Source organism: Spirillospora sp. NPDC047279 (assembly GCF_040643285.1).
Lineage (GTDB): Bacteria > Actinomycetota > Actinomycetes > Streptosporangiales > Streptosporangiaceae > Spirillospora.
Map to the genome: position 1 here is coordinate 234,360 of NZ_JBEYUA010000001.1, position 15,523 is coordinate 249,882.

At 71.9% G+C, this 15,523-nt stretch carries 13 protein-coding genes and 1 riboswitch; of the genes, 6 read left to right on the forward strand and 7 right to left on the reverse strand.

Features of this window, described 5'->3' with window-relative positions:
• Window positions 1-4: 4 nt before the first annotated feature.
• The 3 genes from ABZ810_RS01190 to ABZ810_RS01200 form a co-directional block, all read right to left on the reverse strand.
• Entirely contained in the window at window positions 5-973 is a 969-nt protein-coding gene (locus tag ABZ810_RS01190) for an alpha-ketoacid dehydrogenase subunit beta (RefSeq protein ID WP_358398928.1), read from the reverse strand.
• A 44-nt stretch (window positions 974-1,017) separates the two neighbouring features.
• Entirely contained in the window at window positions 1,018-2,163 is a 1,146-nt protein-coding gene (gene pdhA / locus ABZ810_RS01195) for a pyruvate dehydrogenase (acetyl-transferring) E1 component subunit alpha (protein ID WP_358397643.1), read from the reverse strand.
• A 335-nt stretch (window positions 2,164-2,498) separates the two neighbouring features.
• Window positions 2,499-4,118, reverse strand: a complete 1,620-nt coding sequence (locus ABZ810_RS01200; RefSeq protein ID WP_358397645.1) for a hypothetical protein — start codon at window positions 4,116-4,118, stop codon at window positions 2,499-2,501.
• A 161-nt stretch (window positions 4,119-4,279) separates the two neighbouring features.
• On the opposite strand from ABZ810_RS01200, the gene purS reads away from it, so the two are divergent.
• The 4 genes from purS to purL all read left to right on the forward strand — a co-directional run bounded on the left by purS (window position 4,280) and on the right by purL (window position 9,331).
• The gene (purS, locus tag ABZ810_RS01205; protein WP_151561117.1) at window positions 4,280-4,522 is read left to right on the forward strand and encodes a phosphoribosylformylglycinamidine synthase subunit PurS; all 243 of its coding nucleotides are present in this window, start codon (window positions 4,280-4,282) and stop codon (window positions 4,520-4,522) included.
• 233 nt (window positions 4,523-4,755) lie between these two features.
• Window positions 4,756-5,202 (forward strand): ATP-binding protein, encoded by a 447-nt coding sequence (locus ABZ810_RS01210; protein WP_358397648.1) that lies wholly within the window; start codon window positions 4,756-4,758, stop codon window positions 5,200-5,202.
• 129 nt (window positions 5,203-5,331) lie between these two features.
• Window positions 5,332-6,012 (forward strand): phosphoribosylformylglycinamidine synthase subunit PurQ, encoded by a 681-nt coding sequence (gene purQ / locus ABZ810_RS01215; protein WP_358397650.1) that lies wholly within the window; start codon window positions 5,332-5,334, stop codon window positions 6,010-6,012.
• Window positions 6,013-7,057: 1,045 nt separating this feature from the next.
• Complete coding sequence (gene purL / locus ABZ810_RS01220) at window positions 7,058-9,331, forward strand: phosphoribosylformylglycinamidine synthase subunit PurL (protein ID WP_358398930.1); 2,274 nt, start codon at window positions 7,058-7,060, stop codon at window positions 9,329-9,331.
• Window positions 9,332-9,433: 102 nt separating this feature from the next.
• Here purL and ABZ810_RS01225 read toward each other — a convergent pair whose 3' ends face one another.
• The 3 genes from ABZ810_RS01225 to ABZ810_RS01235 form a co-directional block, all read right to left on the reverse strand.
• The gene (locus ABZ810_RS01225) at window positions 9,434-10,369 is read right to left on the reverse strand and encodes a hypothetical protein (protein WP_358397652.1); all 936 of its coding nucleotides are present in this window, start codon (window positions 10,367-10,369) and stop codon (window positions 9,434-9,436) included.
• 2 nt (window positions 10,370-10,371) lie between these two features.
• Window positions 10,372-10,546, reverse strand: a riboswitch (cyclic di-AMP (ydaO/yuaA leader).
• Between the two features lie 162 nt (window positions 10,547-10,708).
• Window positions 10,709-11,878, reverse strand: coding sequence for a S8 family peptidase (locus tag ABZ810_RS01230; protein ID WP_358397654.1), 1,170 nt, complete (start codon window positions 11,876-11,878; stop codon window positions 10,709-10,711).
• A 139-nt stretch (window positions 11,879-12,017) separates the two neighbouring features.
• Window positions 12,018-13,796 carry a protein kinase gene (locus ABZ810_RS01235; RefSeq protein WP_358397656.1) on the reverse strand — a complete coding sequence of 593 codons (1,779 nt, stop codon included), beginning with the start codon at window positions 13,794-13,796 and terminating at the stop codon, window positions 12,018-12,020.
• A 172-nt stretch (window positions 13,797-13,968) separates the two neighbouring features.
• On the opposite strand from ABZ810_RS01235, the gene ABZ810_RS01240 reads away from it, so the two are divergent.
• Together ABZ810_RS01240 and ABZ810_RS01245 are read left to right on the forward strand one after the other, a co-directional pair.
• On the forward strand, window positions 13,969-14,406 hold the full coding sequence (locus tag ABZ810_RS01240) for a sterol carrier family protein (RefSeq protein ID WP_358397659.1): 438 nt from the start codon (window positions 13,969-13,971) through the stop codon (window positions 14,404-14,406).
• Between the two features lie 82 nt (window positions 14,407-14,488).
• Window positions 14,489-15,115, forward strand: a complete 627-nt coding sequence (locus tag ABZ810_RS01245) for a LamG domain-containing protein (protein ID WP_358397661.1) — start codon at window positions 14,489-14,491, stop codon at window positions 15,113-15,115.
• Between the two features lie 28 nt (window positions 15,116-15,143).
• On the opposite strand, the gene ABZ810_RS01250 is transcribed toward ABZ810_RS01245, so the two are convergent.
• Complete coding sequence (locus tag ABZ810_RS01250; RefSeq protein ID WP_358397663.1) at window positions 15,144-15,512, reverse strand: hypothetical protein; 369 nt, start codon at window positions 15,510-15,512, stop codon at window positions 15,144-15,146.
• Between the last annotated feature and the right edge of the window lie 11 nt (window positions 15,513-15,523).

Below are 15,523 nucleotides of genomic sequence, written 5' to 3' on the forward strand. Positions count from 1 at the left end.
ATGATCACCATCCGAAAGTTCTGTCGACGGCGTCCAGGATGCGGTCGAGATCGGGCAGGTAGGCGTCCTCGAGGCGGGACGGCGGGTAGGGGGTGGAAAACCCGCCGACCCGCAACACCGGCGCCTCCAGGCGGTAGAAGCACCGCTCGGTGATGCGCGCCGCCAGCTCGGCGCCGTAGCCGGAGAAGACCGGCGCCTCGTGCACGACCACGCAGCGGCCGGTGCGGTCGACCGACTCGGTGACGGCGGCGATGTCGAGCGGGTTGAGCGAACGCAGGTCGATGACCTCCAGCGAACGCCCCTCCTCGGCGGCCGCTCCGGCGGCCTCCAGGCAGGTCTTCACCGCCGGGCCGTAGGCCAGGACGGTCACGTGCTCGCCGGGCTGCACCACGTGCGCGTCGTGCAGCGGGCGCCAGTCGGCGGAGGAGGCCTCGGTGTCGACGGGCGCCTTGTCCCAGTAGCGGCGCTTGGGCTCGAAGAAGATCACCGGGTCCGGGGAGCTGATCGACTGCTGGATCATCGTGTACGCGTCGGCCGGGTTGGAGCAGGCCACCACGCGCAGCCCGGCGGTGTGGGTGAAGTAGTTCTCCGGCGACTCCGAGTGGTGCTCGACCGCGCCGATGCCGCCGCCGCACGGGATGCGGATGACGACGGGCAGTTGGAGCGCGCCCAGCGACCGCATGTGCATCTTGGCGAGCTGGGTGATGATCTGGTCGGCGGCCGGGAACACGAAGCCGTCGAACTGGATCTCCACGACCGGACGGTAGCCGCGCAGGGCGAGGCCGATCGCGGTGCCGACGATGCCCGACTCGGCCAGCGGGGTGTCGATGACCCGCTCCTCGCCGAAGTCCTTCTGCAGGCCGTCGGTCACCCGGAACACCCCGCCGAGCTTGCCGACGTCCTCGCCCATGACCAGGACCTTGGGGTCGTTCTCCATGGCCTTGCGCATGCCCTCGTTGAGGGCCTTGGCCATCGTCAGCGTCGAGGCCTTCGCGGCCGCGGTCTCCGTCGACTCGGTCACGAGGACACCTCCTCAAAGGACGCCAGGTAGGCGGCGAACTGCTCTTGCTCTTCGGTCATCAGCGGGTGCTTCTCGGCGTACACGTGCTCGAAGATCGCCAGTGGCTGCGGGTCGGGCAGCGCCAGGCAGGCCTTGCGCAGCCGCGTGGCGTACTCCTTGGCCTCGGCGTCGATCTCGTCGAAGTAGGCGGTGTCGGCCATGTCGCCGCGGACGAGGTACGCCTTGACGCGCTCGATCGGGTCCTTGAGCTTCCAGGCCTCCTCTTCGGCCTTGAGGCGGTAGCGCGTCGGGTCGTCGGTGGTGGTGTGGGCGCCCATCCGGTACGTGTAGGCCTCGACGAGCGTCGGGCCCTGACCGGTGCGGGCGGCCTCCAGCGCCTTGCGGGTGACCGCCAGGCAGGCGAACACGTCGTTGCCGTCCACCCGGAGCCCGGGGAAGCCGTAGCCCTGCGCGCGCTTGTAGAGCGGGATGCGGGACTGCTTCTCCAGGGGCTCGGAGATGGCCCACTGGTTGTTCTGGCAGAAGAACACGACCGGGGCGTTGAACACCGAGGCGAAGACGAACGACTCGTTCACGTCGCCCTGGGAGGTCGCGCCGTCGCCGAAGTAGGCGATGGTGGCGCCGGCGTTCTCGCTGCCGAGGACGCCGTCGCGCTGGATGCCCATCGCGTAGCCGGTGGCGTGCAGCGTCTGGCTGCCGATCACGATGGTGTAGAGGTGGAAACCGTGCTCGGCGGGGTCCCAGCCGCCGTGGTTGACCCCGCGGAAGAGGCCCAGCAGGTTGAGGGGCTCCACGTCACGGCACCAGGCGACGCCGTGCTCGCGGTAGGTGGGGAAGACCATGTCGTTGCGGCCGAGCGCCCGGCCGGAGCCGATCTGCGCGGCCTCCTGGCCCAGCAGCGAGGCCCAGATGCCCAGCTCGCCCTGGCGGGTGAGCGCCACCGCCTCCAGGTCGATCTTCCGTGTGATCACCAGATCGCGGTAGAGGCCGCGGACCTCGTCCGGGGTGAGGTCCAGGGGGTAGTCCGGATGTTCGACGCGCTCGCCCTCGGGGGTGAGCAGCTGGATGAGCTCGGTCGTCTCTCGCTCGGACGGGGCGGGCTGGTGGGTGTCGGGCTCGCCGCGCACGGAGTCGATCGTCATCGATGACACTCCTCGTTCGGGGCCGGCACGCGGGATCGCCGCGGTCCGACCGGCGTCAGTGACACCCGCCCCTGGGTAAAGGGACGAATGCCGCTAATGCCATCGTGGCAGACATCACACCCAGGGACGCAAGTCCCCGAATACGGGATCTCTACCCCGCCTGAGCGGCCTATCCACCGCATCCGCCGCGCGGTTTGGGCCCTCGGGCGCCAGATCCGGCCGCGCGGAGGCCCCTGAACGGCCGAATCAGCTCTTCGCGAACGCGGCGACCGGCGAGCGCGGTCACCGAGCGCGCGGCGGCGGCTCCAGGAGGGCTCCGATCACTCTCGAGAGGATCACTCTCGGGAGAGGGCCCGGGTGGCGCCCGCCGCCACGGTCAGGCCGAGGATGAAGCCCGAGACCACCAGGAAGTTGGCGATCCACTGGTAGACGCCCTCGGGCGAGAAAACCCGCTCCTGGCCCAGGTCGCCGATCGGCAGCATCAGGTCGAGCGTGTAGAAGAACGGGTTGAAGTGCGGGGTGTCGTCGGCGTTGAGGATCGCCGGCTTGTGGAACGAGAAGACGATCGTGCCGAACGCCAGCAGCCCGCCCAGCCAGCTCGCGGCGCGGAACGGCCGGTAGCCGTAACCGACCAGGACGTCCTGCGCGAACCCGACCACCTTGCGTGACGGACTCTGTGTCTTGCGCCGGTCGCGGGCCTTGGCCAGCAGGACGTAGCGGCCGTCGGCGTCCAGGCCGAGGGTGCGGTAGGCGTGCGCCAGCCGCTCGTACGGCTGCGGCGCGTAACCGTCGGTGTCGCGGCGGATCCAGTCGAGCCGTTCGCGCGCGGTCATCGGCGGGTCGAGCGCCTCGTACTGGAGCCCGTCCAGCTGGAGCCGGGACGGCCAGGTCATCTTGTCGTCGCGGAGCAGGCCGATCTTGGCGTACGACAGGTCGGCGACGCCGTCGATCGGCTCGGCCGGGGTCAGCAGCACCTCCTCGGCCTGCAGGCGCTGCAGGCTGAGCGCGGTGCCCTCGGAATGCTTGAGCCGTGCGCCGCGCAGGCTGAGCTGGCCGGAGATGTGCGCCCCGGCGAAGCTCACGGCGCCGTCGGAGGAGAACGAGTCGGAGCAGTAGACGTCGGTCTCCACCGTGAGGTCGTCGGCGTTGAGCGCCGTGCGTCCAGGGTGGGAGAGGTCGGCGCCGACGAACGACAGGTAGCCGCCGACCCGCGCGCCGCGCAGCCGGATCTCGCCCTGGGCGGAGAAGCCGCCGTCGCAGAACACGTTGGCGGCCACGTCCAGCCGGCTCGCGTACAGCGCGGCGCCGGAGGGGTTGTGCAGCCGGGCCTGCCGGAAGATCAGCTGGCCGCCGACGTGCGCGCCCGGCAGCCGCACCTCGCCGTTGGCCACGAAGTCGCGGTCGCAGTAGACGTTGGCGTCGACGGTGAGCCGGTCGGCCAGCAGCGCGTCCCCGCCGGGGTTGATCAGATGGACCCCGGACATGTTGAGGATGCCGGTGATGTGCGCCCCGTCCAGCCAGAGGCCGCCGGAGATGCGGCTGCCCTCCAGCCACAGGTGACCGCCGACGCGGGTGCCGGAGGCGACCAGCCCCGGCAGGCGGCAGCGCATCATGTGGACGCTGTTCATGTTGGCCCAGTAGAGGTGCGGCGCCTCGTCGAACGAGCAGCCGGTCAGCGCCAGCGGCACCGTCACCTCGGCGTGCCCCAGGTTGAGCCCCCCGGTGATCCGAGCCCCGGTCAGCCGCAGCGCCGCGACCTGGCCCGGCTCGGGGGCGACGGCCCCGGCCAGCAGCGCGACCAGGACCTCGGCGCGCACCACCCGGTCCTGTCCCCAGCGTTCGGCGAACGCCGGGTCGTTCTGCGTCTGGTCGCTGCTGGACAGGTCGACGGACTCACCGCGCGGGAACGCCTCCCAGAGGCGGCGTTCCGGCGGTGAGAGATCCTCGATGTTCATCGGGCCGAACTCCGTGGGGGAAGGGGAGGTAAGAGCGTAGACGGCGGGGCGTGCGGCGGGGAGTGCGGCGGTGCGTCGGGCCGGGGCGATGGGCTGTCAGAGGCCATGGTGCCGTACGCTTCAAGCCGTACGGAAAAGCGCAGATCAGTGAGGGGGCGGTCGTGGCGCGCGTCGTCGTCGACGTCATGCTCAAGCCGGAAATCCTCGACCCCCAGGGGCAGGCGATCGCCAGGAAGCTCCCGCAGATGGGGTTCGACGGCGTGGTCGGCGTCCGGCAGGGCAAGCGGTTCGAACTGGAGCTCGACGGGCCCGCGGACGAGGCCGCGCTGGAGCAGGCCAACAAGATCGCTGAAACGCTGCTGGCCAATCCGGTCATCGAGAGCTACGAGGTCCGGGTTCTCTGAAGGTCCGTCAAGAATTCGGCGCGATGTGGTCACTGTGACGATTACCACATGCTTGGTTCGTTCCAAAAGGTCTAGACCTTAAGCGGTTAACCTGCAACTTGCAAAAGACCCTGCAGTGTAACGATTACGGAAGTTTCTACGGGGGAAGTCTTAGCTGCGTCGAGTCGGCGAGAACGGCCCGTCCGGGGCCGGCCCATGGGGAGTCTGAAAATGACACGAGGTGGCCGGTGGACATGAGGTTCTCGCTCGCGCTACCCCGCGAGACGCTCAGCATCCCGGTGATCCGGCGCGTGCTCGGCGACGCGCTCCGCGGGCTCGGCGTCAACGAAGACTGCATCGGGGATATCCTCGTCGCCACTTCCGAAGCGTGCACGAATGTGATCCAGCACTCGCGCTCCAACGGCAATTACGAAGTGGTCGGCCGTGTCGATGAAGACGCCTGCGATCTGAAGATCATGGATTGGGGCCGGGGGCTCCGAAACGCCACGTCAGGCGCCGATCGCGGGATTTTGAGCGAATCGGGTCGCGGCATTAAGATCATGCGGGCGCTGGTGGACGAAATCAGCATCGAGTCGGTTCCCGACGCGGGTACGGTCGTTCATCTGCAAAAGCGCCTGACCTGGCGCGATGAGGCGCTCATCCGCCGCCTCGAGAGCCGGCTCATCCACAGCGCCGGGTAGATTGGTACGCGCGCGGGGGGATCCAGACGCGCATCGCGTGGCGGGGCGAGGCTCCGCCAGGGGGCCGGAGCCGGCGGAGAGTGCACGCCCGCCTGTCCTGGCCGCCCTTCTTTCGGAGGAACAGTAGAGATGGACGCTGCCCGGGTAGGGGTCATCACCTTCCCTGGTTCGCTTGACGACCGGGACGCCGCACGGGCCGTACGACTCGCCGGAGCCGAGCCCGTCGCGCTCTGGCACGCCGACCACGACCTCAAGGGCGTCGACGCCGTCGTCCTCCCCGGGGGGTTCTCGTACGGGGACTACCTGCGGGCCGGGGCGATCTCGCGGTTCGCGCCGATCATGACCGAGCTGGTCGCCGCCGCCGGTGACGGGCTGCCGGTGCTGGGCATCTGCAACGGCTTCCAGGTGCTGTGCGAGTCGCACCTGCTGCCCGGCGCGCTGCTGCCCAACGCGGGCCTGCACTTCGTCTGCCGAGACCAGCGCCTGCGCGTGGAGAACGCCGACACCTCCTGGACCTCCGAATACCGCGAGGGCCAGGAGCTGGTCATCCCGATCAAGAACGCCGACGGCCGCTTCACCGCCGACCCGGCCACCATCACCGAGCTGGAGGAGAGCGGCCGGATCGTGGCCCGCTACCTCGACCTCAACCCCAACGGCTCGCTCGGTGACATCGCCGGCATCGCCAACGAGGCCGGCAACGTGGTCGGCCTCATGCCCCACCCCGAGCACGCCGTCGAGTCCCTGACCGGCCCGTCCACCGACGGGCTCGGATTCTTCACCTCGATCGTCAAGAGGCTGGTCAGCGCGTGAGTGAGGGGCAGCGGCACGGCGTCGCCCGGACGGGGGAACGCCGGGAGCGAAGCGACCGGAGTGACGAGGGAAGGCGGCGCCGCGAGGCGCCGCGGACGCGGACGGGAAGTACCGAATGAGCGAGCAGCCGCCCAACACGCCTGGCGCCCCGGGGCGGGCGCGGTCCCGCGAGGACGAGCCGAGCCTGGAGTGGCTGGCCGACCTCAAGTCGGACGCGGACGACCCGGAGCTACAGCCCGTCGACCCGTCGGTCGGCCAGGCCTACGAGGCCGTCGCCGAGGAGGCCGAGGCGGAGGCCAAGGCGGGCACCGGCCCCCTCCCGGCCGTCCCGCCCGCTCCGCCGGCCGGGCCGCCCGCCGGGCAGGCCGAGGGCATTCCGATCCCGGCGGTGACGCCCACCGTGGCGCCGACCGACGAGGCCGCCGCCACGTTCTCGCGCGCCTTCGCCGAGGAGAGCCGCAGCGACGCGCCGGGCGGGCCCGCGCCCGCCCCGGCCGCCACGGCGGGCGCTCAGGGGCCGGAGAAGGCCGCTGAGCCCGCCGAGGACCCCCGTGGCACGGCTCCGGCCGTGCCCGGCCCCACGTCCGGTGACGAGGCGCTCGCGGCGCTGACCGGGCTGGCCAACTCCGAGCAGCCCATGCTCGCCGAGCCGCCGGTGGCGGGCGTGCAGCCCACGCTCGGCGAGCCGCCCGTGCCCACCGAGCCGCGCACGCTCGCCGAGCCTGCCGCGACCGGCCCGGCGATCTCCCAGGAGGTGCCGACCGGCACCGGCCCGCAGCCGGTCACGCCCACGGGCACAGGCCCGCAGCCGGTCACTCCCACGGGCACCGGTCCGCAGCCGGTCACGCCCACGGGCACGGGCCCGCAGCCGGTCACGCCCACGGGCACGGGCCCGCAGCCGGTCACGCCCACGGGCACGGGCCCGCAGCCGGTCATGCCTTCCGGCACCGGCCCGCAGCCGGCGGTGTCCAGGGGTACCGGCCCGCAGGCCGTCGTGCCCGCCGGCACCGGCCCTCAGCCGGTCGTTCCGGTCGCGCCGTCCGCGATGACCCCGCCGGTCGTCTACGAGACCGACACCGTCGCCACGGCCCGGGTCACCCCCGACCGGCCCCAGCCGTTCGCCGAGCTGGGGATGAACGACGAGGAGTACCAGCGGGTCCGGCAGATCCTGGGGCGCCGTCCCACGTCCGCCGAGCTGGCGATCTACTCGGTGATGTGGAGCGAGCACTGCTCCTACAAGAGCTCCAAGGTGCACCTGCGCCAGTTCGGCGACAAGGCGCCCAAGACCGACGCGCTGCTGGTCGGCATGGGCGAGAACGCCGGCGTGGTCGACGTCGGCCAGGGCTGGGCGGTCACCTTCAAGGTCGAGTCGCACAACCACCCGTCGTACGTGGAGCCCTACCAGGGCGCGGCCACGGGCGTCGGCGGGATCGTCCGCGACATCATGTCGATGGGCGCCCGGCCGGTCGCGGTGATGGACTCGCTGCGGTTCGGCCCGGCCGACGCCGCCGACACCCAGCGCGTGCTGCCCGGGGTCGTGGCGGGCGTGGGCGGCTACGGCAACTCGCTCGGCCTGCCCAACATCGGCGGCGAGACCGTCTTCGACGCCTGCTACGCGCAGAACCCGCTGGTCAACGCGCTCTGCGTGGGCGTGCTCAAGCACGACGAGATCAAGCGTGCGATCGCGCCCGGCCCGGGCAACCGGGTGATCCTTTTCGGTGCCGGCACCGGCCCGGACGGCATCGGCGGCGCCTCGGTCCTCGCCTCCGCGACGTTCGACGAGGAGTCACAGGCCAAGCGGCCCTCGGTGCAGGTCGGCGACCCGTTCATGGAGAAGCTGCTGATCGAGTGCTGCCTGGAGCTGTTCCGCGAGGACCTCGTGGTCGGCATCCAGGACCTCGGCGCGGCGGGCGTCTCCTGCGCGACCACCGAGCTGGCCGCGGCCGGCACCGGCGGCATGCACGTCGAGCTCGACTCGGTTCCGCTGCGCGACGCGACGCTGCGCCCTGAGGAGATCCTCATGAGCGAGTCGCAGGAGCGCATGATGGCGGTCGTGTCGCCCGGCAAGGTCGACCGGTTCATGGAGATCTGCGCCCGCTGGGAGATCCCGGCCACCGTCATCGGTTCGGTCACCGACACCGGCCGCCTGGTGATGACCTGGAACGGCGAGACCATCGTCGACATCCCGCCGGGCACCGCCGCCGACGAGGGCCCGGTCTACGAGCGGCCCTACGCGCCGCCCGCCGACCTCGGCTCGCTCCAGGCCGACACCCCGGGCCGCCTGGTCCGCCCGGCCAACGCCGACGACCTGCGCAACACGGTCCTGTGGCTCACCGGCTCGCCCAACCTGGCCAGCAAGACGTGGGTCACCTCGCAGTACGACCGCTACGTGCTCGGCAACACCGTCCTGGCCATGCCCGAGGACGCCGGAGTGGTCCGCATCGACGAGGAGAGCGGCCTGGGCATCGCGCTGTCCCTCGACGGCAACGGCCGCTACACCCGCCTCGACCCGTACGCCGGCGCCCAGCTGGCGCTGTCGGAGGCCTACCGCAACGTGGCCTCCACCGGCGCCCGCCCGCTGGCGGTGACCAACTGCCTCAACTTCGGCTCCCCGGAGGACCCGGGGGTCATGTGGCAGTTCGCCCGCGCGGTCGAGGGCCTGGCCGACGCCTGCCAGTACCTCGGCATCCCGGTCACCGGCGGCAACGTCTCGTTCTACAACCAGACCGGCACCACGCCGATCAACCCGACGCCGGTCATCGGCGTGCTGGGCGTGCACGACGACGTCCGGCGCCGGGCCAACATGTCGTTCACCTCCGAGGGCGCGACCATCGCCCTGCTCGGCGAGACCCGCGAGGAGTTCGGCGGCTCGGAATGGGCGCACGTGGTCTACGGCCACCTGGGCGGCCTCCCGCCGCTGGTCGACCTGGCCGCCGAGGCCGCGCTGGCCTCCGTCCTGGTCACCGCCGCCCGCGAGGGCCTGCTGACCGCCTCGCACGACGTCTCCGACGGCGGGCTGTCCCAGACCCTCGTCGAGTCGTGCCTGCGCGGCGGCCTGGGCGCCCAGATCACGCTGCCCGGCGACGCGTTCGTGTCCCTGTTCAGCGAGTCCGTCGCCCGCGCCGTGGTCGCGATCCGGCCCGGCGGCGAGGCCCGCCTGGCCGCCCTGTGCGAGCAGGCCGGCGTCCCGGTCGCCCAGATCGGCGTCACCGGCGGCGACGCCCTCACGGTCTCCAGCCGCGAGGAGGAGCTCTTCTCGATCCCGCTCGCCGAGCTGGGCGAGGCCCACGAGCGGACCCTGCCCAGCTACGCCGACTGAGCCACGACCGCGAACGCCCGGCCACCCCGCGAGGGTGACCGGGCGTTCGCGCGTCAACGGCCGTCGTGGAGCCCGCCAGGCCCAACGACAGCCGGGCGGGTCCTAGAAGACCGAGACGTGGACGTGGTCGTAGTGGTTGGCGGTCACGCCGCCGCGGTTGCTCATGGACGACCAGCCGGGGCTGCGCATGTCGTAGATGCGCTGCCGCCAGATCACGTACTTGACGCCCAGCCTGTCGGCGTTGGCGATCGCGTAGGCGGCGGCGCGGTCGCCCTGCTGCTGCGCGCTGCCCGTCGCCATCTGGCCGCCGGTGGTGACCATGAAGTCGCAGGCCTGGCCGGTGGCGTGGTCCTGCGGGTCGCCGCCGGAACGTACGCACCCGATGGTCGGGAACGGGCCGAACTCGGTGTCCAGGACGTCGTGGACCTTCTTCATGCGGGGCGTGACCCCGGCCATGCCGACGCTCGGGGACTCCGGCTTGTACTTCTTGAGCAGCACCTTGACCCGGGCCTTCTGCTTGACCAGGTCCTTGATCTGCTTCTCGAGCTGCTTGATCTTGTTCTGCGCCTCGGCGCGGGCCTTCTCCTGCTGGGCGACCAGCTGCTGGATCTGCTGGACCTTGCCGGCCTGGTTCTGGGCCACATGGCTGACCAGCGACGCGTTGTTGAGGTACGTGGAGGGGTCGTCGTTCGCCAGCACGGCCACGGAGGGGTCGGTGCCGCCCGTCATGTACTGCGAGGCCGCGATCTGGGCCACCAGCCCGCGGGCCTGGGCCAGGTCCTCCTTGAGGTCCTGAGCGCGCTGCAGGGCCTGCTTGACGTCGTGCTGCGAGTCGCGCAACCTCGCGAGGTCGCCGCCGTACGCCTTGTCGAGCCTCTCGATCTGGGCGTTCAGCTTGCTGACCCGCCCGGCGTCACCCGGGTCGGCCTGGGCGGCCGGGCCGGTGACGGTCGCGCTCGCCACCAACGGCACGAGGCCGGCGACGGCGACGACGGCGCGCCGGGCACGACGCCAGCGAGTGGAGGTGGGGGTCTCCACGCTTCTCCTCTCCTCATTCGCCTACCGGGTTAGCTGACGGGTTCGGGCCGGGAGTCAGCCCTATCGGATCCGCTGGTTGCGGTCCCGAATTCACCCCGGCCGGAAGCGCGGTGACGCTCCGGCATGTGGGTCCCCGGTTCCCGCGCGGCATGGCGCGGGACTCGGCAGGTTCGGCCAGACTGCCCGGTGGGCCGTGGCGAGTCACCGACCGAATGCCAATGAACTGCAAGGAAACGTTCGTTACTTCGCCAAGATTAAACCCCTGGGGCGGGTGTGCCGCCAGCGAGTCCCGGAACCAGGGGCGCCGCCTGGAAACCGGGCCATCCTATGTGACTGGTTTCACAGCTTGGCCTTGTAGAGCAGCTTGTTGGGCGTGCCACTGGGCAGACCCTTCAGCCGGCCGGACGTGGCGTTGGCCTTGAGCCACTTCTCGACCTCCGCGAAGCCCGCCCTGCGGTGCGTGGTCAGGTAGAGCGCCGCGACGCCCGCCACATGGGGGCTCGCCATCGAGGTGCCGTCGAGGACCTCACGGCCCTTTCCGGGCCAGGTGGAGGTCACTCCGACGCCCGGGGCGTGGATGTCGACGCACGTGCCCCAGTTGGAGAAGCCGGCCCTGCGGTCGCGCGAGTCGCTCGCGCCGACGGTCACCGCGCCGGCGGCGCCGGCGGGCGAGGTGTTGCAGGCGTTCTTGCCGTCGTTGCCGGCCGCCACCGCGACGACGACGCCGGACTTGGAGAGATTGGCCACAGCCGTGTTGAGGGCGGCCGACTTGGGGCCGCCGATCGAGATGTTGGCCACGGCGGGCTTGGCCGCGTTCTTGCGCAGCCAGTTGACCGCGGCGACGACGTTCGACATCGGGCCGGTGCCGTCGCAGCCCAGCACGCGGAGCGCACGGATCCTGACCTGCTTGGCGACGCCGTAGCGCTGGGAGCCGATGGTGCCGGCGACATGGGTGCCGTGGCCGTTGCAGTCGGCGCCGCTGGAGAAGCCGGGCGCCTTCCATGCGATCGACGCGCGCCCCTGGAACTGCGGGTGCTTCACGTCCAGGCCCGTGTCGACGACGTAGGCGTTCACGCCGCGGCCGGTCGCCCGGTAGGTGTACGACCTGCTCAGCGGCAGCGCGCGCTCGTCGACGCGGTCGAGACCCCAGGGCAGCCCGAGGCGCTGCGTTCCGCTGATCGAGACGAGCTGGTCGTGCTCGATCGCGGCGACGTTGCGGTCGCGGCGCAGCCGGTCGAGCTGGCCGGCGTCGAGCCTGGCGGCGAAGCCGTTGAGGACGCCGTCGAACCGCTCCGCCGCGGCGGCCCTCGCGTTCCGCACGGCGGACGCGGTGGAGGCGCCGTCCTTGAGGGTGACGATGTACTTGCCCGGGATCGGCGTGCCTTCGGCGGCCGTCACCTGGACCAGTGCGGGGTCGGAGCCGCCGGCCAGGACGGGGAACGCGGCCGCACCGGCGACACACGCCGCGGCGGTGCCGGTGATCAGCAGCCTTCGGGGGACAGCCCGCACGGGGAGGACTCCTTCAGTCGCGGCCACGCCGGGGGTCTCGGGCGCGGCGACCATGATCAGGTGAACCGACAGAGCGGTACCTTATTGGATTCCTCCCGAAATCTGCAGCGAGAACGGGCAAACGGTGCGAGTCGGCCGCTCAGCTCTTGCTGAGTTTTCCCTGGTAGCCGGGGGTGGCGCCGGGCTGGTGCATCCACGCGTATTGCAGGGTGCCGTCCTGCTGGCGGACCACCCGCACGTTGCCGCTCGTGCACGGCTTGGCGACCTGGAGGGACATCTCGAGACGCTGGGTGGTGCCGCTGGTCAGCGCGAGGGTGCCGACGCAGTTGCGGTTGAAGCGGGCCTGCGCGGTCTTGTCGCCCGCCTTGAAGGTGACCTCGATGGGGAACGAGGCCGCGCTCCTGGCGTTGACCGCGGTGCCCTTCCAGGTGCCGGCGAACGTCTCCGGGATCGTCGAGACGGGACGGTCCTCGTTGGCCGGGCCGGTCTGCGGCGGGTCGTCGTCGGAGCCGCCCTTCAGCTGGGGCCACAACACCAGCGCGATGATCGCGATGCCGACGAGGACGCCGATGGTCAGCGAGGCCGCGACGCCGAGGACGTGGTTGCCGGGACGGCGGAACTGCGGCATCCGCGGCTTGCGGGAGGGCGTGGGGGCCGCCAGCACGGCGGTGTGGTGCTGCGGCGCCTCCTCCTCCGGCCGGTACCGCTGCTCGTCGCGGATCTGCTGCGCGCCGGTGTCCATGCCCGGGATGAGGTGCAGGGGCCGGGCCAGGGGGTCGCCGGGCGCGGGAAGGTCCGGGTCGATCGCGGGCATCGCCTCGGTGGCCTGGTCGGTCGACTCCACGCGGGTCGGCTCGGCGCGCACCGGCGCGGGCATCGGCGCGGACGCCGCCTGCGGCGGCATCGCCGGGCTGCGTTCGGGCCTGGTCGGCTCCAGCTCGCTCAGCTCGTTGCGCACGGACGGCGGAACGGAGATGGGCGGCCGGACCGCGATGGCGGGCACGGGAGGCGCACCGGCCGGCGCGATGCCGGCCACGGGGGCCGACCCGTCGGCCAGGGCGCGGCCCTCGGCGATCAGGCTCTCCGGCAGCCGTTCGGCCAGGGAGCCGCCGGCGCCGAGCAGCCGGTCGAGGACGTCGCGCGCGGCGGGCCTGCCGGACGGCTCCTTGGCCAGAGCGTCGGCGACCACCTCGCGGAGCGACTCGGGCAGCGCGGACAGGTCGGGCTCGTCGTAGACGATGCGCTGCATCACCTCCGACTGCGAGCCGTCCCCGAAGGGGGCCGTGCCGTTCACCGCGAACAGCAGGGTGGCGCCCCACGCGAAGACGTCTGTGGCGGGCCCGATGCCCGAGCCGCGGAGCTGCTCGGGCGCCTTGTAGGACGGGTCGTCGGCGACGCGGCCGGTCGGGGTCGCGGTCACCGCCTCCAGGGCGCGGGCGACGCCGAGGTCGGTGACCCGGGGCCCGTCCCGGCCCAGCAGCACGTTGCCGGGCTTGAAGTCGTGGTGCACGGCACCGGCGCGGTGCGCCGCCGCCAGGGCGATCGCGGTGCCGGCCGCGAGCCGTTCGGCCACCGCGCTGCCGCGCGGGCCCTCCTCGGCGACCAGCTGGAGCAGGGACGGCCCGGCGACGAACTCGCTCACCACGTACGGGCGGTCGCTCTCCACGTCCGCGTCGATGATCGCGGCCGTGCAGAAGCCGCTGACCCGCCGCGCCGCCGCGAACGCGCCGGCGAACCGTGAACGGGCGGCGGGTTCGCCGCTCAGCCGCAGGTGCAGCAGCTTCACCGCGACGGTGCCGCCGGCCGGGCTGCGGCCGAGAAAGACGGCGCCCTGTTCTCCCACGCCGAGCCGGCCGGTGATCTCGTAGTCGCCGAGCTGCTGCGGATCACCGGGCTGCAGGGGCAGAGCCTCGGCCATCTATTCGAACCTCCGTGTCGTCCCGCCGGGCCGTGGACCCGGCCGGCCCCCCGATTCCTTCTGCGTCGTTCGCCCCCGTCCGGCGCCGGTCCCTTTTTACCGGGTGGAGCACGATCGTGGCGGGTCAGGTGGTCGGGCGACCACCGAAAGTCACGCGATAGCCTCGGTCCCGATGTCGCGTACCCGTCTCACCCGAGCCGTGCTGGACGAGCAGCGCGCCGCACTCGGCCTCGAACCCCACGACGGTGACGACGAGCCCGGCACCCTTCGCCGGGCCGCGTTCGACACCGTCCTGGCGGCCGCCGGGCCCGACCAGGTCGCCAGACCCGTCGTGAAGGGCGCCGTGCGGTTCCTGCTCGACCGGCTCGCCGAGATCGCGCCGGGCCGGTCGGTGGAGGTCCGGGTCCCGCCACACGCCGCCGTGCAGTGTGTCGACGGCCCGCACCATACCCGGGGAACACCGCCCAATGTGGTGGAGATGGACGCGATCACCTGGATTTCCCTCGCGACCGGACGTCTCACCTGGGACGACGCCATGCAAGATCATCGTGTTCGGGCCAGCGGATCGCGCGCGGACCTCTCGGCCTACCTGCCGCTGCCGCTCGGCTGATTTCGGGCCTTGTCTCTCCCTCGCGGTACTGAAAGCGTTGAGGGATCACACCGGGCTCGGGGCACGGCATGGAGGTGCCGCCATGCTCATCGCGCACTGGACGTTCGACGTCGAGAACGTCGACGGCCACCGGGTCGCCGACGCCACGGGCGGGGGACTGACGGCCACCCTCGACGAGGGCGCCGAGATCGTTCCGGGCCGCGACGGAGAGGCGCTGTCCCTGGGCGGAGCCGGCCAGGCCGTCGTCCCGGCCGCCCCCCAGCTCGTCCTGAGCCAGGTCTTCGGCTTCAGCCTGGCCTTCTTCGTCAACGTCACCGGAGACCCGACCGGCGAGTGGCGGGGCCTGCTCTACAAGCCGGTCACCGACGAGGACGCACGTTCGCTCGGGCTGTGGCTCTACCCGGACGCGCTGCGGGTGCGCGTGCAGCTCTTCACGGTCAAGGGCCCGGAGTACGCGGACAGCAGGGCGGTCCTCACCCTCGGCGAATGGGCGCACGTCGCCTTCGTCGTCGACACCGAGGGCATGTTCCTCTACATCAACGGCAAGCTCGATGTGGCCGTCCCGCTGGAGCACGCCGTGGTGACCCCGGCCGGCCCCCTGCACCTCGGCAGCGAGCCGGGCAAGCCCGGTCTCACCGGGCTGATGGAGGACGTCCGCGTCTACGCCTCGGCCCTCGACCAGGAGGCCGTCCGGGCCCTCGCCGAGTGACCGGGACGTCGGACGGGGGCGGCGGGCGTCAGGGGGTCTCGGCGTTCTGCGCGAACGGGAACTCCCGCTCGACGCACAACCGCCGCGCGGTCTCGTCCGGGTACCGCGCGGTGTCCGCGCACTCGGCGGCCTTGCTCAGCAGGAAGAAGATCCCGATCCCGCCGATCACGAGGGTCACGGCCGACGCCACGATGCCGGCGACCGCCAGCGACCGCCCGGCCCCGCGCACCGCCGCGATGACGCCCAGCACGAGCCCCGCGACGGCCAGCACCAGCCCGAGGCCGCACAGCAGCAGGGCGGGCAGGCCGGCGAGCCCGAGCACCAGGGAGGTCACCGCCAGCCCCTTGCGCTCGGGGGGAGCCGGCGGCGAGTAGGTCTGGTAGCCCGGCATCGTCATGGAATCCCTCC